Below are 22,176 nucleotides of genomic sequence, written 5' to 3' on the forward strand. Positions count from 1 at the left end.
TGTAGTTTTTGTCCTTGCTTTTATTTTAATTCTTCGTTGTTAGTAGTTGCTCTTTTGTTTCCATACAAATACAACGAATGATTGTGAATTTCGATATCAAAAATCTCTTCAATCGTTTTCTTGATGGTTTGAATTCTTGGGTCACAGAATTCAATTACTTCGCCGGTATCGGTCATGATGATGTGGTCGTGTTGCTTGTCGAAATAAGACTTTTCGTAATGTGCCTGATTTTGTCCAAACTGGTGCTTGCGAACCAAAGCACAATCCAAGAGTAATTCGATTGTATTGTAAAGGGTAGCCCGACTCACACGATAGTTCTTGTTCTTCATCTTGATGTACAGGTTTTCTATATCAAAATGATCTTCGTTATCGTATATTTCCTGAAGAATGGCGTAGCGTTCAGGAGTTTTTCTATGTCCTTTGTTCTCAAGATATTTTGTAAAAACATTTTTTACAATTTCCTGATTTTTACTGTTATCAACTGAAATGAGTGTCATATCCTGCAAAGATAATTTTTTATTTTGAAAGGGCAATGGTGTATTATGATGGAAGTATTAAGTATTAAGACAGGATGGGCTCAATTAAAGCTTTTTCCATATTTAATTCGTCTTAATACTTAATATTCAAATCGTACTACTAATTCTTATAAACCCTTGTCACCTTATCGATTCCGTCAATTTTTTTGATGTTGTCCGTCAGTTTTTTCAAGATAGTATTGTTTTGTACAATGACCGCAACCTGACCTTTAAAGATTCCTGCTTCACTGCTCAACGAAATACTCTGGATGTTTACGTGCATATTGCTCGAAATCACTTTTGTCAATTCGTTGGTCAATCCTAAGCTGTCCATTCCCGTAATATCCAAAATGGCCTTGAATTCTTGCTGTGAGGAATCAATCCATTTGGCAGGAATAATTCTATAAGCATAATTCGATTGCAGGCTTATGGCGTTCGGGCAATCTTTCTTATGGACTTTAATCCCTTCATTAATCGTTACAAAACCAAAAACTTCATCGCCGGGAATAGGATTGCAACAGGTAGATAATTTATAATCCAATTTGTCTTGGTCGATGCCAAAAACAAGCATGTCATAATTATTGCTAAGCTCTTCTTTCTGAATTTGTTCCGGTTGATAAGACGGAGTTCGCTTGATTTTATTCTTGAAGAAATTCATAAAGGTATTGCTCTTCAAAGACGCATACTCTTTCAATTGGCTGTTTTCGATAGAGCCAATTCCTACACGATAAAACAAATCCAAACTGGTTTTTAGCTTAAAGAAAATCACCAATTCATTGATGACATTTTCATTAACTGTAATCTTTAGATGGCGGAGTTTTCGTGTCAGCAATTCTTTTCCGTCTTCGGCAATCTTTTTTGTATTCTCGTTAAGGACACTTTTGATTTTGTTTTTTGCCCGTGAGGTTGTAACGTAATCCAGCCAATGACTTGTTGGCTTTTGGTTGGGAGAAGTAATAATCTCGACCTGATCTCCACTTTTAAGTTCATAATTCAAAGGAACTAATTTTCCGTTTACCCGTGTACCTCTTGTATGGACACCAACAGCGGAGTGGATACTGAAGGCAAAATCCAGCGATGTCGCGCCCTTTGGAAGCGATTTTATTTCTCCTTTCGGTGTAAAGACGAAGATCTCTTTTGAGTACAAATTCATTTTGAAATCTTCCACAAAATCTACTGCATTGGTTTCTTGATTTTCCAAAGCCTCTTTCAAGAGGTTCAGCCAAACATCTAAACCACTTTCTTCGGTAGCGCCTTGCTTGTATTTATAATGTGCGGCATAACCTTTTTCGGCAATTTCATCCATCCTTTCGCTACGAACCTGCACTTCCACCCAACGTCCTTTTGGTCCCATAACCGTGATGTGCAATGCCTCGTAACCTGTTGATTTTGGCGAAGAAATCCAATCCCTCAAACGGCTCGGACTCGGACGATAATGGTCTGTTACGATGGAATATATCTTCCAGGCGATGAATTTCTCATCATGCGGATTGCATTTGTAAACGATTCGCAAGGCAAACTTGTCGTAAACCTCGTCGTAGCTCACATTTTGGGCCTTCATCTTCCTTCTGATGGAATAAATGGATTTTGGCCTTCCTTTGATTGAGTAATCAATTCCTTCGGCATCCAAAGAACTTTTCAAGACATTCGAAATGGTCGTAATGTATTCGTCTTGCTCTTCCTTGGTTTCTTTTACTTTGCTAACAATATCATTGTAAACTTGTGGTTCGGTATATTTCAATCCTAAATCCTCCAGTTGCGTTTTGATGTTGTAAAGTCCCAAACGGTGGGCAAGTGGAGCATAGATGTATAAGGTTTCGGAAGCTATTTTGGTTTGCTTATAATCCACCATCGATTCCATGGTTTGCATATTGTGCAAACGATCGGCCAGTTTTATCAGGATTACACGAACGTCGTCGTTCAGGGTCAAAAGCATCTTCCTGAAATTCTCAGCCTGCATCGATACATTCATATCCTTTTGAACCTGGGCAATTTTGGTTAATCCTTCAACGAGTTGCGCTACTTTCGGGTTGAACATTTTTTCGATATCCTCGACTGTAATTTCGGTATCTTCTACGACATCGTGCATCAAGGCGGCGGCAATGGAGGTGGCGCCAAGTCCAATTTCCGAAGCGACAATTTTGGCCACGGCAATGGGGTGGAAGATATAGGCTTCGCCTGATTTTCTTCGTTGGTCTTTGTGCGCATCTACCGCAACATCAAAAGCTTTTCGGATTAATTTTTTATCGTCTTCTGATAAGGTTTGGTAACTGATCCTCAGTAATTCCTTATACTCTTTTGCAATTGCCTTATTCTCTTGTTCAATCTCTAATTCGGTCATAGTTCTTTTATAGCTTAGCTAAAAGTAGAATAAAGATTTTAATTGTGCAAATTTTCTAAAAATGCTTTTGGTTTTTAAATTTTTTAGAAATACGAGTACTATCTTTACATTTTAAAATCTTAAAAAGTATGAAAAAAAATCTATTGAAAATCGTTGTCCTAATGGGGGTATTCTCGCTTTCGAGCTGTGTTAAAGTAGAAAAAAAGGAAACAGAAGTAAATCAGGAAGTTGTAGCTACTGATACAATTGCAGAACTTGAAACTCCAAAGGCAGAAACCAAAACGGTTGAAGGAAAAGTAGTTGAAATTACTTATGGAAAGGATGGTTATACCGCAAAATTAGAAACACCTGAAAAGGAGTTTTATTTTGTAACCATCAGTCATGCAAATCTCACCGATCATGCGCAATATAAGAAAGTGAAAGTGGGAGAAACACTAAAAGTGACGGGAGATTTCTGGAAGATGGAAAACGACAATCAAATCACGGTTCGTGTGATTGAATAGTTTTAAAAACAATTAGCCACAGATTCACAGATTTTTATACATTAATCTGTGAATCTGTGGCTAAATATAAAGCAAAAGGCTGTCTCGATAGACAGCCTTTTTTATTTATAAAAATTTTCCGCAAACTGCATCGCCAAAGTTGCGTGCGTGAGGGATAGAAGCGGAAATCCTTTTGTGTTTTTTCTTTAAAAACACAAAAGATTGGGAGCGGATAGCCCGACCCCGAATTTTTCTTTCGGGGTCACGCCCAAATGATCTAATTGTTTTTCCAATCAATTTTTCTAGAGAAGTACATGACGGCACCGAGAATGAGGAACAGGCCGATGCTTCCTACCAAAAGCGCATAGTTTTCGAGCTGGATGATGACGAAAATAAAGGTGTAAAGTGCCGTGAGTGAAGCTCCGATGAAGAGCGGAAATTTCCTGTTTTTGAGGATGGAGAAGGAGTAGAGCACGATCATGACGATGACTGAAATGGTGGCGATGATGTAGGCCAACGTAAAACTCGAGTGTTCAGTTATGGAAATTAAAAGCGTGTAGAACATGATTAAAGCCAAGCCGATCATGCTGTATTGAAAGATGTGGATGCTGATTTTGCTGATGGATTGGATAAGGAAAAAGATAAGAAATGTGAGGCCGATAACGAGGAATCCGTATTTGGAGGCTCTTTCGTTTTGCTGGTATTCGTCGACGGTTTCGATGAGTTTTACACCGAAAAGGAATTCGTTTAGGTTGGGCATTTTCTCCAAATGTTCTTGGGCAAACGGTCGGTTGATGTGGAGTACTTTCCAATCGGCATGGAAGCCTTTTTCAGTGATGGTCTTGGAATCGGTATTGGCGGCGAAGGAACCTTCAAAGCTTGGCGATTCCCAATCGGAATCAATGTTTATAGTTGTGGTTTTTCCGACAGGAATAAACTTGACGCTGTTACTTCCGTTGTAAAGCATTGAAAAGTTGAAATTGATTTTGCCATCGGCATTTACAAGGTTGTAATCAAAGTTGTTGGTTTCGAGTTCGCCATAGAATTTATCGTCCTGCGCTTTGGATTCAAATACAAAAGTTTGGTTGTTTAGTTTGATGTTCAGGTCGCTTTTGATGCTTTTTAGGTTTGTTGTTTTTACTACGATTACGGCTTTATTCCAAAGAATATCTTCGTTTTTAATTTCGAGTTTTTCAAAATTTGGCTTGACGAAATAACCATCAAAGTTCATGTTTGCGGTAAAAACCACATTGTTGTAGAGTCCACGTTTTAAGGAGGTGTTTTTCTTTATATCGGATTTGTTTTTTAACTGCTCCGGAAAGAAATAGGCATAATCAATATAGGTTGTTTTCTGGATTTGCACTTGCTTGGTTTTCGCATCTACTACAGATGTTTCGGTGTAGGTTTTGTATGGAATTCGTAGGGTTGGACCATAAAAATGCACGTCTGTTCCCCAAAGCTCGGTTACTTCATTGACTACTTCTTTCTTACGTTCGGAGCGTTCGAAGATTAATTCTTGAACAAAATTTAAAGGGATCAAAAGTACTAAGGTTAGTATCCCAACCATAATTAATTTAGCAGTTGTAGATTGAAAGAAATTGGTTGGTTGATGTTCTTGATTTTCTGAATTTTCCATAATAATTGTTTTTAAAGGTTATTTGTTGAATGTTAAATAAATATAAAGTGAAGCAATTGGAATATTTGATAAGATAAGTAAGGCCTGATTTGCGATTTTTGTTCTGAGATCAGGCAAAAGAGTAAAGAAATAGAGCAGATAAAACAGCATGATAATGTTGAGAACAATTGCGATGATGAGATAAAAAAATCCTATTATGAGAATGTTTATTTCATCAGGAAAAATCATTTGCAAAAAAAATAGGATTGTTCCTCCAGCGAGAGAAGTTAAGAACAAGATAGTTGAGAAGTTAATCTGACTTTTGAAATTATTGTTGTTCATCTTATTTGATTTTAAATGTATTTTGAATTTCACTTACCGGAACATTTAGCATTTTGTAGAAATCCAAATAGTGAAATTCCAAAGCCTGCTTTCCTCTTTTGTATTCTGATAAAAATGATTTGAATTTTGTGGGATAGAAAACTGTTCCCGACAAGACAACCATATAGAGATAAAGACTCTTTTTTCCATTCCCGAGCAGGTAATATTGCATTCCAATTTCTTCTACAACAGAAACACCTGTGTTGGTCAAGATGTGAATAGCATCGTGGTCTTCGAGTTTTTCCTGAATTTGGAAATCATGCTTCAAGAGAAAACAGCCCAAATGAAAGCCCAATGATTTTTCTTCAAAACCCAATAACTCTTTTCTAGAAAGTCCCCAAGGTTCATTCTTCTTGAAGTATTTCTGATACGGTTTTTTGCTTGCTTCATAAAGCTTCTCGATAAGTAAATCTTTCATATTTTGTTTTTAAAGAACTTTGAATTTCAAAGTAAATGAATAAATTTTTTTAGCTTAAGATTTCTGGATTAATTTTTCAAGTGCTTCAATATGTTCCTTGAAGGCTTTCTTTCCGTCTTTTGTAGCGATATATCTTGTGTTGGGTTTTTTACCGATGAACTGTTTTTCAATCATAATGTAATTTTCAGCTTCTAAAGCTTTTGTGTGGCTGGCAAGGTTTCCATCGGTTACACCCAAAAGTTCCTTGAGCATATTGAAGTCGGCACTTTCGTTCACCATCAAAATCGACATGATACCCAGTCGGATACGATGGTCAAAGGCTTTGTTGATATTTTGGATGATGTTTTTCAAAAGGCAAATTTAATTCTATAAAATTTAATATTATTGATTTCTTTCATATTTAAAATACATAAAAGCACCGTATAAAATATGACAGATTCCAAATCCGACTACCCAAAAATGCAAGCCATATCCTGAAAATTCAATGGCGAATAATCCAAGAATGATTTCAGTAAGCCCCAAATAGCGAACGTCTCTAAAAGTATATTTGCTGGCATTAACACAAGCCAATCCGTAAAAAATCAGAACCACTGGAGAAATCAATCCGTAATGTCCGTTTTTTAGTAACAATAAGGCGAAAATACCACCCGTACACAACGGAATGGCAAAATTCAAAATCAATCGTTTAGAGGAGTGATTCCAAACTTTTTCGCCCAATTTCTTGGCTTTTCGTGCTGTTAAAATATAAGCGGTTAATAAGGAAAGAAACAATACAATAAAGGCGGTTCCAAGAATCAATTTAAAAGTTGTACTTTCAAGTGTTATGTATTCGTAGGCATGACTTTTAATCAAATAATTCACATAAAAAGCACCAATAAGTGCATAAACACCTGCCAACACACCCGCCATTCCACTTAAGGAAATGAACTGTGTCGATTTGCTCATCATGTTTTTGATATCCTGGATATCCTGAAGGTATTTATTCGTTTCCATATTAAAGAACTTTGAAACACAAAGTAAATAATAAAAAAAATAGTCACCAAATAAAATGATGACTATTTTGAAATTATATTTTAGCTTATTAAACTCTGAAAATTCCTCCTACAGAAATGATTCTTTGGAAGAACATAAAGTGCTGTGAAGCCGAGTCGTTCGTACTTTTTGTAGTACGAATGTCTTGCATGTCGATATAACCGCCTTTCAATTCACCCTGAAGGTAAAAATGTTTGAAGAACGTAATGTTTATTCCAGCTTTCGCCGAAAGGCCATAACCCGATACGTGAAATTGATCGTAGCGTTCCTTGCCTAAAATCTTGGTATTGGTCTTTGGGTATAAAATCCCAGCACCAATTCCTTCGGTCAGATTGATTTGAATCTTATCGGTGTTTCCAATTTTAAACCAAGAGGAAACATCATCAAATCGCGAAAATTCTGAATGAACGTAATTCAAACCATCGGTATGTTCAAACGTCAGGAATTCGTTTTCTAAAACCTGGGGCGTGTTGTTGTAAACGCCGTCGTAAGGAGCATAACCATTGATAGTTCCAGACATGTTCACGGTTTGGTTCTGACGCATCACATATTTCATGTGATCCACACCGATGCTGATGCTGTAATGATCGGAAATAAAATAACCAATCTTTAAATTCGTCTGTGGGATGGTCATCCTCGCCGGATTCAGATAATCAATATGGTATCCTTTTGGCTTGTCATCGGCTTTAACGTCTTTCAATGTAAAGTCATAGCCATCTCCTTTAAAATGAATATCGGATTTTGAATAACTTTCGCGGTTTCCTCCCCACGAAATAAAGAATTTTCCTTTGTTGTTTGCGGTGTATTTTTCCGGATTTTCTGCCAGTTCCTGTGCAGAAGCGTACTGTGAAAAAACACAAAAAGTGAGTACAACCAATAATGGATGTTTCAAGGTAATAGTGTAATAAAAATGATAATTAGAAAGAATTTACGGTTTGTCTGATGGCTACAAGTTTTTTCATCAAGCCTTCAAAATAATCCAAATGCAGCATATTTGCTCCATCGCTTTTCGCATTTGCAGGATCAAAATGGGTTTCGATAAAAATACCGTCAACACCAACAGCAATACCTGCTTTGGCAACAGTTTCAATCATATCCGGTCTTCCGCCCGTTACTCCAGCTGTTTGATTCGGTTGTTGCAGAGAATGTGTTACATCCAGAACGGTAGTGGCATATTGTTGCATTGTTGGAATACCGCGGTAATCCACAACCATATCCTGGTAGCCAAACATCGTTCCTCTATCCGTCACCATAACGCTTTGGTTGTTGCAATCCAATACTTTCTGAACGGCGTGCTTCATGCTTTCCGGACTCATGAATTGTCCTTTTTTCAAGTTCACCACTTTTCCTGTATTGGCAGCAGCCACTACTAAATCCGTCTGGCGTACCAAGAAAGCTGGGATTTGCAAAACATCCACATATTCGGCAGCCATTGCAGCATCTTCGTTTGTATGGATATCGGTTACAGTTGGGACATCAAAAGTTTCAGAAACTTTTCGAAGGATTTTTAGCGCTTTTTCATCACCAATTCCAGAGAAACTGTCAATTCTAGAACGGTTCGCTTTTTTGAAAGAACCTTTAAAAACGTAAGGAATTTGTAATTTATCAGTTGTAGCAACTAACTTTTCGGCAATTCGCAACGCCATTTCTTCTCCTTCAATCGCGCAAGGTCCTGCCAGAAGAAAGAAATTACCGCTGTCTAAATGCTTTATTTTTGGAATATCTTGTAGATTCATAATGTAGTTTTTGACGCTGCAAAGATAGTTATGAATCGGGAATTTGTGTCCTCGAATTAAGTTTTTTTTATGAAGCTTTTCTTCTCATTTACAGAGAGAAATTAAAATTTATCAGAGAAATTAAAATTGCTTCAAACCAAATCCAATCGGAACCATCAAAACACTCTTTTCATAGATGTTGATGTACAATTTTATAGGCTTTTTTTGACCGACCCATCTCACTTCATAAACTTCCAACATTGCGGCTCCAAACTCACTTTTCTTAGAAGGAAACGGACAGCAATTTTCCAATTTCTTGAAGAATATTTTCTCGCCTTTCGGTCCTGTCAGTGCATTGAAAAACCGTGGCTGATTGATCGAGTCGTTCTTTGTACTCTTATAAAAAATATTAATAGGGTAGTCCTTGTCATAACCGTATTTGGGATCCTTGCTGTATTCCGTAATCTGGAAGACATTATTTTTCGTCAACACCAAATCAGGAGCATTGTCATCGACATTCTTAAGCGTTGATTTTGTGCTGATGCACGAAGTAAGCAACAAAAAGCAAAGCAATCCCGAAAAAAAAGTCTTTAATTTCATGGTTATTTTTTTAAATTTTTGGTTTGCAAAAAGTAAGCCACAATTGCCGATATCACCACACCAAAAGAGAGTGCAGAAAAGATACTTTGGAAAATGTAACTCGACAGATTAAAATATGCTTTTGCATCTTCGATCTTGGTTCCTTTTGCCACTGCATTTTCAATCATGTTCGGAAAAAATTCCGGTGCCATTCCCTTATGGATGATAATTTGACATAACGGCATCAGGATTGCAATCACGATGGTCATAAAAATTCCCGTCACAGCACCTTGTTTCCAATCCATGTTATTATGAAAGTAGTTTTTCTTTTTGTCGTTTAGCGCAAGCACATAAATAAAAACTCCTATAAAAGTAAACAGCATCGAATACAATAAATAATCATCGATTTTTTCGCTGTAGTAGCCACTCATCTTTTCAACATAGATCCAAACAAGAAAGGCAAAAAAGTAGCGGATTCCCCATTTGATTTCGATTGCAAATTTTTTCATTATTACTTTGAATTAAGCACCCAAATTTAAGGGTTTATTTTAATACCGAGTTATTCCGCCTTAAAAATCATTTGAATTGCTATTTTTGCAAACAACAAACTAAACAATACACAAAAACATGGATGCAATTACCCAAACCTGGCCGTGGTACGTTTCAGGATTCATCATCGGGATGGTCATGCTCTTGCTCAACTATTTCGGAAAAGTCTTTGGCATGTCCTCCAATATCCGTACGCTCTGCACCATCGCCGGAGCCGGAAAATTCTCAGAATTCTTCCGCTTCGACTGGAAGTCACAAATATGGAATCTTGTCGTACTAGCAGGAGCGATGCTCGGCGGTTTCGTAGCCGTACATTATATGAGCGACCCAACAAACGTTGACATCAACCCACAAACGATCGAGCAACTTGCAACATTAAACATCGATGCGCCAAACGGAAAACTCGCTCCCGAAGCCCTTTTCGGCAACGAAGTATTCAGTTCTCCAAAGATGCTCGCCATCCTTTTGATTGGTGGAATCCTAATCGGTTTCGGTTCGCGTTATGCTGGTGGTTGTACATCTGGACACGCCATTTCGGGACTCAGCAACCTGCAATTGCCGTCGCTCAAAGCCGTTATCGGTTTCTTCGTTGGCGGATTGATCATGGCACATTTCCTTTTGCCACTTATTTTTTAGGAGCGAAACTTTAGTCATAAATTAAACCATATTCCTGCTGTTCGTTGCAATCTTTTCTTTTTTAAAGAAAAAAAGAAAAGGATTTCCACTACCATCAGGGCTAGATAAAAACAAAAGGCACTCTTTTAACTTTTAGAAAAAACATAAAATGAAATTCATAAAATATTTACTCGTTGGTTTCCTTTTCGGAATCGTACTCACAAAATCCGAAGCCGTTTCCTGGTACCGCATCTACGAAATGTTCCAGTTTCAATCGTTCCACATGTACGGAATCATTGGAGTAGCCGTATTCACAGGACTTATCGGTATTCAAATCATCAAACGCAACAACATCAAAGACATTCAAGGAAAACCTATTGTTATTGCCGACAAGGAAAAAGGTTCCTTCCGCTATTGGGTAGGAGGTCTGTTCTTTGGGTTGGGTTGGGCTTTGGTTGGAGCATGCCCAGGACCAATATTTATCCTTATTGGAGCCGGATTTTGGAGTGTAGCCGTTATTTTGCTTGGTGCAATGATCGGAACTTTCCTTTACGGATTGCTAAAAGACAAGCTTCCCCATTAGCATTAAGATGTTAATACTTTCCTTATTTGCTGGTCTGTAAAATTTAGAAAGCTTAAATTGTAGTAAAAATTAAAAAATACAGCTATGAAAAATTTAAGCATTTTATTTTTATCCGCATTGGCGCTATCATTAGGCTCCTGCGGAAGCGACGACAACGGGAATCCAGTGCACACAGATGCAGACATCGTAGGAAAATGGACTTACAGCAAGGTAGGAATGGGCAACACGTTGATTGATTATCCTGACCATGAAGATGGTTGCAACAAAGATTATGTAGAGCTCACGGCCAATGGTGTGTTTCGCGATGTAGATTATGATTCCTTCAGTACACCATGTCAGGTTTTCACCGATGAAGGAACCTATTTAAAAGATGGAAACACACTAACCGTAACCTATGATGGAGATGATATTGATGTTGTGAACATCTTGATACTCTCCGAAACCGAATTGAAAATCCAAAACAGTGATGGAGAAGTGGTAGTGTTTACAAGACAATAATCTGTTTTAAAATTATTTAAAATCCCGATTAGTCGGGATTTTTTATTTCCTTTTTAAGAAACGTTCAAGCTTTAAAGCTATAAATATTATTGAAAATCATATAAAGTTGATCATAACAAGTCAGTTACTTTTATAAAAAAAAACACTGTTATGATTCATCAACTAAAACCTTCAATTCTTGTAGAAACACCACTTGGAACGGGACAAGCCATTTTTATTATAGATTACGGAATGCATCAAAATACTTGCTGGGTAGTAGCCCTGCAAAGCAACGGTGTCATCAAGCACTTTGATTGCAACGACGTTATTTTATCTACCAATTATACCTACGGTATGAATCTTAGGAAGAATAAATTTGATACTAAAAAAGAAGAAGTGGCAGGAAATAATGTGTAATTAGACCTTATTCCTGCTCCATTCGCTCCAAGATCCCACATACAATTTTGGGATATTCAAGCCCGCCGATGCAATCGCCAGTAGTGAATGGCAAGCCGTCACACCCGATCCGCAATGCACAATGATATTTTCAGACAAAATGCCATTGAAAGCTTTTAAATATTTTTCCCTTAATTCATTCGGAGAAAGGAAAAATCCATTATCATCTAAATTTTCAGTAAACGGAATGTTGATGGCTCCCGGAATATGTCCCGCAATCAAATCAATCGGTTCTTTTTCGCCACGGTATCTTTCGGCATCGCGCACATCAATAATAAGGTAGTTTTCATCCAAGGACACTTTTTCTACTTCTTCCATTGTGGCAATAGGAAGTTGCCAGCCTTCAATGGGATAAGCAGGAGATTGGTTGGTAAAAATCGTATCGGAATTTACAGGAAATCCAATCTTCACGGCTTCTTGAAAACCACCATCAAGGACCTGTGCCTTTTCGTGTCCTATGGATTTTAACATCCACCAAAAACGCGCCGCCGCATTCGCGCCGTTTTTATCATCATAAACCACAACATGACGATGCTTCGAAATGCCCAAGCTTGATAACGTTTCCGAAAACTGCTCCAGTGTGGGCAACGGATGCCTTCCGCCTTTGGCAAGATTTTCTTTAATGTCTGCCAGATCCTTGTTCATATCTACAAACACCGCTTTGTCCAAATGGCGATGCTGATAGTTTTCAAAAGCATTTTTACCATTGCTCACGTCAACAATTATAACGTTTTCTGATTCATATATATTTAGTAATTCAGTTGCTTGAATTAGAGGAGTGGTAATGGTCTTCATTTTAAATTTTTTAAATAGATGGAAAGAAGCGATAATCTAAAAGACTAATATCATTCAACCAGCAAAGCACTTTCAGCATTTTGGATGCGAATGGCTTTCCGATCTGCGTGTACCAATTTTTCCAGCTCTTCACTTTTCTCCCGTGCTGCATTTATGTATTCAGCCTCGCTATTGCGCATGCTTGAGAGGTATTTGAGTGTTCTTTCGTCGTGGGTGAAAAAAGTTTTTGCCGCCTGCGCCGCTTCGTTTCGGCTGTGGCCCAAAAGCTTTAAAACATCAACACCTACACGAAGACTGGTGTCCAGCGTTTCCCTGTAAATATGCATGATTCCGGCATTCATCTGCTCATAGGCATCGTAACGGTTTTCCGATCTTACCAATATATACAAATGTGGGAAATGTTTTTTGATGGTTTCAATCATTCCTAAACGCTTTTCGGTATCGCTAATTGCAATGATAATGATCTGAGCCTTTTTTGCCCCAGCAATCTCCAGTAAATCATAGCGCGTCGCATCTCCATAATAAACCTTGAAACCCATCTTTCGAAGAAAATCTACATTGTCGCTGTCGTTATCCAAAACGGTTGTCGGGATATCGTTCGCCTTCAGAAAACGCCCTATAGTGTTTCCGAAATGACCGAATCCGGCAATGATAACGGGATTGTCCTGCTCTTCTACATCAGTTTCCCTTTCTATGTAGCCAGTAGGATTCATTGCGGCACATTGATGAGGGATGAGGAATTTCTCATTGAGGACCATCATAATTGGGGTGAGGGCCATGCTGATTGCGGTAACAGCCATCATCAAATCGGTGATTTCTTTACTTAGAATGCCTTCCTGAAAAGAGAAACTCAATAGCACGAAAGCAAATTCCCCAATTTGGCTCAAGCCGACACTGAAAATGAGGTTTTGTGCATTTCTTACTTTAAAGATTCGTCCCAAGCTGAAAAGGATAACCGTCTTGATAAGCATCAAGCTCACCACCAAACCCACAATGAGGAAAGTTTTGCTTATCAACAATTCAAAATCGATGGAGCTTCCTACTGCTATGAAGAATAAACCAAGAAGCAACCCCTTGAACGGATCGATGGCGATTTCCAGCTGATGGCGGTATTCGCTGTTGGCCAAAACTACACCTGCCAGGAAAGCACCTAGAGCGGGACTTAAACCTACGGAAGTCATCAAAACGGCAATTCCAACAACAAGCAAGAGGGCAGTGGCGGTAAACATTTCGCGCATGCCTGTTTTTGCCATCAAGTGGAACACGGGCCGAAGGAGGTATTTCCCGGTAAAAATAACGATTGCTACGGCAAGCAAGACAACGAAGGGCTGGCTCCACTCGGGCAAAGTATCTATTAATGTGGTATGGCTTACGGTAGCAGAAGTGGATTTCAGAGTGTCATTTGCCAAAAGCGGAAACAGTGCCAGCATGGGGATGATGGCCAAATCCTGAAACAGCAATACGGCAAAGGAACTCTGACCCGCCACTGATTTCATCCAGCCTTTTTCTTCCAAAGTCTGCATTACAATTGCGGTGGATGACATGGAGATAATCATTCCCAAGACCAATGAAGTCTTGAAATCCAATCCTAGAAGCATCGCCAAGGCGGTTATAATAACCGTTGTCCCAACTACTTGCAGGCCACCCATTCCGGCGATGGTTTTGCGCATGCGCCATAAACGGGAAGGCTCCAGCTCCAAACCGATAACAAAGAGCATCATCACGACACCAAATTCGGCAAAGTGCATAATATCATGTCCTTCGGTTCCGATAAAGCCGAAGCAGAACGGTCCGATGACAACACCTGCTACAAGATAGCCGAGCACAGAACCGAGACCGAGTCTTTTGGCAATAGGAACCATAATGACGGCACCCGCCAAATAGATCATTGCTTGAAATAAGAAGTTTTCTTGCATGTTGCTTATTTTATTTAAACACAGATTTCTGGTCAATCTATGTTATATTTAAATCTGTATAAATTTAGTTTATAAATGGAATGGTTTTGATTCTTTTGAAAAAAAAATCAATTGCCCTACTTGAATTTTCGGGCAATTGATTCGGAGAAACAAATAAAAACAAATCTAAAAAAATCCTTACTCTTATTTCCAGCCTCCACCTAAAGCCCTGTAAAGACTTACATCGGCATCCAGACGGGAGCGTTTTAATGTGGCCAGTTCCAATTCACTTTGAAGTAAATTGCTTTGAGCCACAATCACTTCGAGATAATTCGCCATTCCGTTTTTGAAGAGCATATTTGCATTCTTGATAGCAGTTTGCAAAGTCGTAACCCTCTTGGCAACTATATTTTGCTGCTCTTTCAGTTTTTCAACCTGTACCAATGCATCCGAAACTTCGCCAACAGCTATAAGAACAGATTGACGGAATTCGATCACTGCCTTTTCACGGTCAATTTTGGCAACTTCAAATTGTGTACGAATCCTTTTACTGTTCAAGATAGGCTGGGTCAAACCTCCCGCAACCGTACCAAATAAAGAGGCAGGAATGTTGAACCAATTACTGGATTCAAACGAATTAAGTCCTCCCGTGGCAGTAATTCTCAAGCTTGGATAGAAATTGGCTTTTGCGATACCTACTTTGGCATTGGCAACCTGCAATCCAAGTTCTGCAAAATGCACATCGGGTCTTCTGCTTACCAATGAAGATGGTAGTCCGGCATCGGTGTCATCATTTAAACCAATAGCATTCAAATCGGTGTTGCGTTCTTTTGCACCTGGAAAACTTCCCGAAAGGATGCTCAGGGCATTTTCCTGGATGGCTATGTTTTGTTCCAATTGCGGAATCAATTGTGCTGCTACCGATTGCTGTGCTTCAGCTTGCTGTTTTGCCAAAGAAGTTACCTGTCCGGCTTCAAATTGCAAGTTGATGACAAACAATGTGCTGTCGTTCAAGGTCAGGTTCTTTTTGGCAATAGCCAATTGGGCATCCATCATCAGGAGATTGTAATATCCTTTGGCGACATTGGCCACAATCGTGGTCTGTAAAGCTTTTTTGGCTTCGCCCGATTGCAGGTATTTTGCCAAGGCTTCTTTCTTCTGGCCTTTCATTTTCCCCCAGATATCTGCTTCCCATGACAAGCCTGCCGCTGCGTTGAAATCATTGATATGGTGCTGGCCAAGAAAGGTATTCGTACTCAAGCCGTTCAAACTATTGTCTGAAATTCGGGTTGAAGTTCCCGTAATCTGAAGGTTTAGTTCCGGAACATTGTTCCACTTCGCCTGCTTCAATTGCCATTGGGCAGCTTCAATATTTTTTTGAGCGATTTGCAAGTCGTTGTTTTTGGCAACGGCACTGTCAATAAGCTTTAAAAGTGAAGCATCCTTGAAGAATTGCTTCCATTCCAAGTCGGCAATTGAAGTAGAATCTGCAGCAGTTGTATTTCTGAAATTTTCAGGAATTGCTTCTTTTGGGACTTCGATATTTTCGGAAATCTTACATGCTGATAACGTAAGAAGTACGAGCAAGGCAAGATATTTATTGATATGATTTTTCATTATTTTTCTTCGTTATGAATTACTGCAATTGGTTTCCCGCTGGCTTTTTCTTGTAAATATTGGAATACGATGAATAAAACCGGAATGATTAATAATCCGAGAATTACTCCAGAAACCATTCCTCCGGCTGCACCAATACTGATCGAATGGTTACCTTGTGCTGATGGTCCGTTGGCGCTCATCATCGGAATCAATCCTACAACAAAAGCCAATGATGTCATGATGATTGGTCGCAAACGTAATTTTGCCGCTTCGATGGAAGCTTTGACCAATGCTTGTCCAGATTTTCGTTTTTGAACGGCAAATTCTACAATCAGGATCGCGTTTTTGGCGAGCAGTCCGATAAGCATGACGAGGGCAACCTGTACATAAATATTGTTTTCAATTCCAGTTAATCCGATGGCTACAAATACTCCGAAGATTCCTGTTGGGATTGAAAATATTACTGCCAAAGGCAAAATATAACTTTCGTATTGAGCTGCAAGCAAGAAATAAATGAATATCAAACAAAGCAAGAAAATTGTTGCAGATTGTCCGCCAGAAGAAATTTCTTCACGTGTTTGTCCGGAGAATTCAAAACTATACCCCGCTGGCAATTGCTGTTCTGCGACTTCCTCAATCGCTTTGATGGCGTCACCCGAACTGAAGCTTGGTTTTGGAATTGCATTGATTGAAATCGAATTAAATAAGTTGTATCTCGAAGCGGTTTCAGAACCATAAATACGGCTTAATTTTACCAAAGTATTGATCGGAACCATTTCACCATTTTTATTTTTCACAAAGACATTATTGATAGCGGAAGGGTCAGCTCTGTCTTGAATATCTGCCTGAACCACAACCCGGTAATATTTTCCAAATCGGTTGAAATCAGAGGCTTGTGCACTACCAAAATATGCCTGCATCGTTTGTAAAATGTCTTTCACTTTTACGCCCAATTGATCTGCCTTTGCATCATCTATATCCAATTGCAATTGTGGATAATCGGCTTTGAAAGAAGTAAAGGCTACTGCAATTTCTGGACGCTTCATCAATTCTCCAATAAATTCCTGAGAAACACTGCTGAATTTATCCAGTTTTCCACCCGTTTTATCTTGCAACACAACATCCAAGGCTTCCACATTACTAAAACCGGGTACAGTTGGGAAACTGAATACGAAGAAAGTTCCTCCAGAAATAGTCCCTAATTTACCTTGAACCTGACCCATTATTTCGTTGATGTCTTTCACATCGCCACGTTCTTCATTTGGCTTAAGTAGCACAAAAACAATTGCTGAAGATGGGCTTGTAGAATTCGTCAATAAGTTAAACCCTGAAATCGCGGTTACGTCTCTTGAAGCATCTAATTTGCGTAGCATATTTTCGGCTTCTGTCATTACTTTCTGGGTTCCATCTAATGAAGTTCCAGAAGGTGTATTTACCGCAATCGCAATAAATCCTTGGTCTTCTGTTGGAATAAATCCGGCTGGCGTTGTTCTCACCATTACAACCGTAGCAATTGTAATTAATGCCAAACCTCCCAAACTCACCCATTTGTGACGAATTAAGAATTTCAATCCGCCAACATAACGGTTCGTCAAAGCAGTGAAACTGTTATTAAATCCGATAAAGAATTTTTCTTTGAAACCAGGTTTTGCGTATGGTTTTTCATCATCAGATGTGGCATGATTGTCTTTCAAAAACAATGCGGCAAGGGCAGGACTTAACGTCAAGGCATTTACAGCGGAAATTACAATTGCAATTGCCATCGTGAAGGCAAATTGGCGGTAGAAAACTCCTGTAGAGCCTTCCATAAAACCAACAGGCAAGAATACGGCCGCCATAACCAAAGTGATCGAGATAATTGCTCCGGTGATTTCGTGCATGGCTTCACTGGTTGCAATTTTTGGCGACAAACCTTTGTGCTCCATTTTGGCGTGTACGGCTTCGACGACCACAATCGCATCATCGACGACAATTCCAATCGCTAAGATTAAGGCGAAAAGTGTCAGCAGGTTTATCGAAAATCCGAACAGTTGCATGAAAAAGAACGTTCCTAAAATCGCAACAGGAACTGCAATGGCAGGAATCAATGTCGATCTGAAATCCTGAAGGAATAGAAAAACAACGATAAACACCAAGATAAATGCTTCGATCAAAGTATGCTGTACTTGCTCAATTGATTGGTCCAATGAAACTTTTGTGCTGTAAAAAATATTGTGCTTGATTCCTTTTGGAAAATCTTTCGAAGCTTTAATCATCAATTCGTTAATCGCAACCTGAATATCATTTGAATTGGAACCAGCCAATTGGATGATACCGATTACAATTCCTTTTTCGCCATTCAAACGTGTCAAACTGTTGTAAGAATAAGCGCCAAGTTCAACTCGGGCTACATCTTTCAAGCGAAGAATTGAACCATCGTTGTTAGAACGAATGGCAATGTTTTGATAATCTTCTGGCTTGGTGAGTTTTCCTTTGTATTTGATCACGTATTCGAAAACTTCCTTGCTTCTTTCTCCAAATTTACCAGGTGCTGCTTCCAAACTTTTGTCTTGGATGGCAGCCATAACTTCGTTTGGAGTGACATTATAAGTAGCCATCTGTGTTGGATTTAACCAAACACGCATCGAATAATCTTTTGTTCCACCAAAAATAGCGGCCGAACCAACACCCGGAATACGCTTGATTTCTGGAACAATATTGATTTGTGCATAATTGGCAACAAAAGTCTGGTCGTATTTTGATTCATCTTCGGTTGACATTCCGATGGCCATGATGAAACTGTTCTGTTGTTTGGCAGTCGTCACACCTTGCTGCACAACTTCCGCAGGCAATTGGCTGGTGGCTTGTGCAACTCTGTTTTGAACGTTTACCGCAGCTTGATCGGCATCAGTTCCTAGTTTAAAGAAAACGGTAATCGCTAAAGTACCATCATTACTGGCAGTTGAGCTCATGTAGGTCATGTTCTCCACACCGTTAATCGATTCTTCTAAGGATGGAGCTACGGAACGTAAAACGGTTTCGGCATTTGCTCCGGGATATACAGCTGTTACCAAAACCGATGGAGGAGCGATATCAGGAAACTGTTGTAAAGGCAATTTTGTAAGTCCGAGTACACCTAAAATCACCAATAGAATGGAGATTACGGTTGCAAGTACCGGTCTTTGTATGAATATTTTGAACATTTCTAAGAAAATTATTTTTTGTTAGTTGCTTGAGCAATCTTTGCAGCTTTTGTAGGTTGAATTGCCTGTCCTTCTTGCAATTTGTCAATACCGCTTAATACGATTTGATCGCCTGATTTTACGCCATCTTTAATAAGATAATCGGTTCCACTTTTGCCAACAATTGTGATGGGTGCTTTGGTTACTTTGTTTGCTTTATCAACCGTGAATACAAAAACTTTGTCCTGCATTTCAATTGTAGCTGATTGGGGAACCAAAATCGCATCTCCATGTTGTATTTCTAAACGAACTCTACCTGTATTTCCGGAACGAAGCAACCCTTTTGAGTTTGGGAAAGTGGCGCGAAGTGTTATCGCTCCTGTGTTTTTATCAAATTGTCCATCCACCATATCGATTTTTCCTGTTTCCGCATAAGCGTTATTGTCGGCTAGGATTAGTGTTACAGGTGGCAATTTTTTGATTTTGTCATCAATCGTATTTCCTGAATATTGTGCTTTGAAGTTGATGAAATCTGTTTCACCTAGAGAGAAGTAAGCATACACTTCATGAACATCAGAAAGTTTTGTCAACGGTTCAACATCTGTTGCCGAAACCAAACTTCCTTGTTTTTTAGGAAGCCTTCCGATGTAACCGCTTACAGGAGCAGTGATGTTTGTGTAGCCGAGATTGATTCTGGCAGAACTTACCATCGCTTTTGCTTGGTCTAAATTTGCGTTAGCTATTCGGTGAGAAGCCTTTGCAGATTTCAACTGATAATCCGAAACTACTTTGTTTTGAACCAATGGCGTTAATTTGTCAATTTCCAATTGGGCATTAATTAGAGCCGCTTCCGCTGCATGTAGGCTTGCTAAAGCATTGTTCAATTGTTCACGGTAAGGTTGTTCGTTTATTTTGAACAAGTTCTGCCCTTTGGTTACATAAGCGCCCTCATCGACAAAAACTTTGTCAAGATTACCACTTACTTGTGGACGGATTTCAACATCTACCGTTCCTTGAATTGCAGCTGGATATTCAGAATCAGTTGTAGCTGATGAAGCTTCAATCGAATATACTGGAAGTTCTGGTGCCAAAACTGCCATTGGAGCCTGGGATTTGTCCGAACATCCAATTAAGGTGAGAATCAGAATGAAGCTGGAGAGGATTACATTTTTCATTTTAGTATTGGGTTTAAATTTGTTTAACATTGGAATTGATTGCATTTATTAGGGTTAAGGATTTTTTTATTTGTATTAAATTATCTAACATCGTTAAGTGATAATCCGAAAAAGGGCATATAATTATACTTCTACCATTTACAAAAATTGGTATTAAACTATCTAACAGTGTTAAGTGAAATTCGAAAAAAAAGCATTTGCTTTCTAGATGTTAATTAAATGATTTATCACTGTTAAGTAAACTTAAAAATTTTTTTACTGTATCGATTTTATGATACCACCAATGGCATCTTTTAAAATTTGATCGTTAGTAATTGTTGCCAAACCATTACCAATCATATTTACTGAGACCAATCCGTGGATTACAGAGAAGAATGTAAAATATTTTTGCTTGATAACTTCTTTAGATGGATTTTGTTTTTTCATTATTTCGGCAATCACTCCTGTAAATAAATTGTATGGATTTTCAGTTGCTGAACATTTTCCCGAACAGCAGTTCATTTGAACGCCGTACATCACTTGGTAGAGTTCTTTATCTGCGAAAGCAAAATTCCAATAGGCCATCCACATCTTTTCCAATTGCTCGGCCGGATCTTCCGAAAGACTTTTTGCTTTTTCCAAATCTTTTGTCAAGCTTATAAAACCTTTAAGTGTAAGCTCCTGTAAAATAGCATCTTTATTCGAGAAATATTCGTAGATAATCGGTGCTGTGTATTCAATCTTATCGGCAATCTTTCTCATACTAAGGCTTTGCCAACCTTCTTCTTTTGCAATAGTATAGGCAGCGTCCAGAATGTTCTTTCTGGTTTCTTCTTTTTGACGTAAAATTCGATCTTTGCTTGCCATTTTGTAGAGTATTAAATTGTTTAACACCGTTAGGCAAATGTACAATGCTATTTTAATTTATAAAATAAAATTATCATAAATTTTATTTATGCTCCGATAAATATTTTGGAAGACCTTAATCTCGTTGGGCTTAAACGTAAAAAATATTTATTAAAATCCTCTTTGTCTCTTCGCTTCAAAAATTAAAATGGCTGTCGCAACCGAAACATTCATCGAGTCGATTTCGCCCTGCATCGGGATGATGATGTTTTGGGTGGCTTCGTCGCGCCATTTTTGGCTCAGTCCGGTGGCCTCTGTACCTACAACCAGTGCAGTAGGAGCGTTGTAGTCTTGGGTATGGTAGGAAGTGGAATTCTGCAAAGTGGCGCTGTAGAAATTGATTTTGCGTTCCTTTAAAAAAGCAATCACTTCATCGGTAGTGCCGGTGGCAATCTGATTGGTAAACACACATCCAACGCTCGAACGAACGATATTTGGGTTGAACAAATCACCTTTTGGATCGGCAATGATAACGGCGTCGACTTTTGCGGCATCGGCTGTTCGGAGAATCGCACCAATATTTCCAGGCTTTTCGGGTGCTTCAGCAATAACAATCAGCGGATTTTCTCCTAATTTCAAATCCTTTAAGGCCAGCGATTTCGATTTGGCTACAGCCAAAATCCCTTCGGTAGTATCGCGATACGCTAATTTTTGATAGACTTCCTTGTTGATTTCGATGAAGTCGATGGGTTGATTCGTCAGTTTGCTGATTTGATTATAATCAATTAATTCCGGTAAAAATAAGATCACTTCTATTTGATAACCACCTCTGATTGCCAATTCTATTTCGCGTTTTCCTTCAATCAAAAACGTACCTGATTGTTTTCTAGCTTTGGCTTTTTCTTGCAAAAGCACCAATGATTTGATGAATGGATTTTGAACGGAAGTAATTTGTTTCATTTTGAAGT

23 protein-coding genes are annotated in these 22,176 nt (G+C 38.7%); 5 read left to right on the top strand and 18 right to left on the bottom strand.

Annotated features, from left to right (window positions below):
- Positions 1–20: 20 nt before the first annotated feature.
- Positions 21–497: a Fur family transcriptional regulator gene (locus ACI6PS_RS09700; RefSeq protein ID WP_421012366.1), complete on the bottom strand. Its 477-nt coding sequence runs from the start codon at positions 495–497 to the stop codon at positions 21–23.
- Positions 498–636: 139 nt separating this feature from the next.
- Entirely contained in the window at positions 637–2,856 is a 2,220-nt protein-coding gene (locus tag ACI6PS_RS09705; protein WP_421012367.1) for a RelA/SpoT family protein, read from the bottom strand.
- 128 nt (positions 2,857–2,984) lie between these two features.
- Here ACI6PS_RS09705 and ACI6PS_RS09710 point away from each other — a divergent pair, with 128 nt between their 5' ends.
- Positions 2,985–3,359 carry a hypothetical protein gene (locus ACI6PS_RS09710; RefSeq protein ID WP_421012368.1) on the top strand — a complete coding sequence of 125 codons (375 nt, stop codon included), beginning with the start codon at positions 2,985–2,987 and terminating at the stop codon, positions 3,357–3,359.
- 256 nt (positions 3,360–3,615) lie between these two features.
- On the opposite strand, the gene creD is transcribed toward ACI6PS_RS09710, so the two are convergent.
- The 9 genes from creD to ACI6PS_RS09755 all read right to left on the bottom strand — a co-directional run bounded on the left by creD (position 3,616) and on the right by ACI6PS_RS09755 (position 9,587).
- Positions 3,616–4,974, bottom strand: coding sequence for a cell envelope integrity protein CreD (creD, locus tag ACI6PS_RS09715; RefSeq protein ID WP_421012369.1), 1,359 nt, complete (start codon positions 4,972–4,974; stop codon positions 3,616–3,618).
- A gap of 18 nt (positions 4,975–4,992) precedes the next feature.
- A complete protein-coding gene (locus tag ACI6PS_RS09720) occupies positions 4,993–5,295 on the bottom strand; it encodes a hypothetical protein (protein WP_421012370.1) in 303 nt (100 codons plus the stop codon).
- A 1-nt stretch (position 5,296) separates the two neighbouring features.
- Complete coding sequence (locus tag ACI6PS_RS09725) at positions 5,297–5,752, bottom strand: hypothetical protein (RefSeq protein WP_421012371.1); 456 nt, start codon at positions 5,750–5,752, stop codon at positions 5,297–5,299.
- Between the two features lie 54 nt (positions 5,753–5,806).
- Positions 5,807–6,103, bottom strand: coding sequence for a winged helix-turn-helix domain-containing protein (locus ACI6PS_RS09730; RefSeq protein WP_421012372.1), 297 nt, complete (start codon positions 6,101–6,103; stop codon positions 5,807–5,809).
- A 30-nt stretch (positions 6,104–6,133) separates the two neighbouring features.
- On the bottom strand, positions 6,134–6,745 hold the full coding sequence (locus ACI6PS_RS09735) for a hypothetical protein (RefSeq protein WP_421012373.1): 612 nt from the start codon (positions 6,743–6,745) through the stop codon (positions 6,134–6,136).
- A gap of 88 nt (positions 6,746–6,833) precedes the next feature.
- Complete coding sequence (locus ACI6PS_RS09740; protein WP_421012374.1) at positions 6,834–7,676, bottom strand: hypothetical protein; 843 nt, start codon at positions 7,674–7,676, stop codon at positions 6,834–6,836.
- Positions 7,677–7,701: 25 nt separating this feature from the next.
- Positions 7,702–8,520 carry a 3-deoxy-8-phosphooctulonate synthase gene (gene kdsA, locus ACI6PS_RS09745; RefSeq protein WP_421012375.1) on the bottom strand — a complete coding sequence of 273 codons (819 nt, stop codon included), beginning with the start codon at positions 8,518–8,520 and terminating at the stop codon, positions 7,702–7,704.
- Positions 8,521–8,640: 120 nt separating this feature from the next.
- Complete coding sequence (locus tag ACI6PS_RS09750) at positions 8,641–9,099, bottom strand: 2-dehydro-3-deoxyphosphooctonate aldolase (RefSeq protein ID WP_421012376.1); 459 nt, start codon at positions 9,097–9,099, stop codon at positions 8,641–8,643.
- Between the two features lie 2 nt (positions 9,100–9,101).
- Entirely contained in the window at positions 9,102–9,587 is a 486-nt protein-coding gene (locus ACI6PS_RS09755; RefSeq protein WP_421012377.1) for a DUF4199 domain-containing protein, read from the bottom strand.
- Between the two features lie 118 nt (positions 9,588–9,705).
- On the opposite strand from ACI6PS_RS09755, the gene ACI6PS_RS09760 reads away from it, so the two are divergent.
- The 4 genes from ACI6PS_RS09760 (at position 9,706) to ACI6PS_RS09775 (ending at position 11,719) form a co-directional block, all read left to right on the top strand.
- Positions 9,706–10,263, top strand: coding sequence for a YeeE/YedE family protein (locus ACI6PS_RS09760; protein ID WP_421012378.1), 558 nt, complete (start codon positions 9,706–9,708; stop codon positions 10,261–10,263).
- 148 nt (positions 10,264–10,411) lie between these two features.
- The gene (locus tag ACI6PS_RS09765) at positions 10,412–10,825 is read left to right on the top strand and encodes a DUF6691 family protein (protein WP_421012379.1); all 414 of its coding nucleotides are present in this window, start codon (positions 10,412–10,414) and stop codon (positions 10,823–10,825) included.
- An 84-nt stretch (positions 10,826–10,909) separates the two neighbouring features.
- The gene (locus ACI6PS_RS09770) at positions 10,910–11,323 is read left to right on the top strand and encodes a lipocalin family protein (RefSeq protein ID WP_421012380.1); all 414 of its coding nucleotides are present in this window, start codon (positions 10,910–10,912) and stop codon (positions 11,321–11,323) included.
- Positions 11,324–11,473: 150 nt separating this feature from the next.
- Positions 11,474–11,719 (top strand): hypothetical protein, encoded by a 246-nt coding sequence (locus ACI6PS_RS09775; protein WP_421012381.1) that lies wholly within the window; start codon positions 11,474–11,476, stop codon positions 11,717–11,719.
- Here the strand turns inward: ACI6PS_RS09775 and ACI6PS_RS09780 are convergent, their stop codons facing one another.
- The 7 genes from ACI6PS_RS09780 to ACI6PS_RS09810 form a co-directional block, all read right to left on the bottom strand.
- Positions 11,720–12,553: a sulfurtransferase gene (locus ACI6PS_RS09780; RefSeq protein WP_421012382.1), complete on the bottom strand. Its 834-nt coding sequence runs from the start codon at positions 12,551–12,553 to the stop codon at positions 11,720–11,722.
- Between the two features lie 50 nt (positions 12,554–12,603).
- Complete coding sequence (locus tag ACI6PS_RS09785; RefSeq protein WP_421012383.1) at positions 12,604–14,469, bottom strand: monovalent cation:proton antiporter-2 (CPA2) family protein; 1,866 nt, start codon at positions 14,467–14,469, stop codon at positions 12,604–12,606.
- Positions 14,470–14,652: 183 nt separating this feature from the next.
- Positions 14,653–16,065, bottom strand: a complete 1,413-nt coding sequence (locus tag ACI6PS_RS09790; protein WP_421012384.1) for a TolC family protein — start codon at positions 16,063–16,065, stop codon at positions 14,653–14,655.
- Complete coding sequence (locus tag ACI6PS_RS09795) at positions 16,065–19,229, bottom strand: efflux RND transporter permease subunit (protein WP_421012385.1); 3,165 nt, start codon at positions 19,227–19,229, stop codon at positions 16,065–16,067. Before ACI6PS_RS09795 ends, ACI6PS_RS09790 begins: the two co-directional genes overlap by 1 nt.
- An 11-nt stretch (positions 19,230–19,240) precedes the next feature.
- The gene (locus tag ACI6PS_RS09800; RefSeq protein ID WP_421012386.1) at positions 19,241–20,383 is read right to left on the bottom strand and encodes an efflux RND transporter periplasmic adaptor subunit; all 1,143 of its coding nucleotides are present in this window, start codon (positions 20,381–20,383) and stop codon (positions 19,241–19,243) included.
- A gap of 255 nt (positions 20,384–20,638) precedes the next feature.
- Positions 20,639–21,229 carry a TetR/AcrR family transcriptional regulator gene (locus tag ACI6PS_RS09805; protein ID WP_421012387.1) on the bottom strand — a complete coding sequence of 197 codons (591 nt, stop codon included), beginning with the start codon at positions 21,227–21,229 and terminating at the stop codon, positions 20,639–20,641.
- Between the two features lie 150 nt (positions 21,230–21,379).
- Positions 21,380–22,168 carry a TrmH family RNA methyltransferase gene (locus ACI6PS_RS09810; protein WP_421012388.1) on the bottom strand — a complete coding sequence of 263 codons (789 nt, stop codon included), beginning with the start codon at positions 22,166–22,168 and terminating at the stop codon, positions 21,380–21,382.
- Between the last annotated feature and the right edge of the window lie 8 nt (positions 22,169–22,176).

Source organism: Flavobacterium sp. PLA-1-15 (genome assembly GCF_049060005.1).
In the GTDB taxonomy this organism is placed as follows: domain Bacteria; phylum Bacteroidota; class Bacteroidia; order Flavobacteriales; family Flavobacteriaceae; genus Flavobacterium.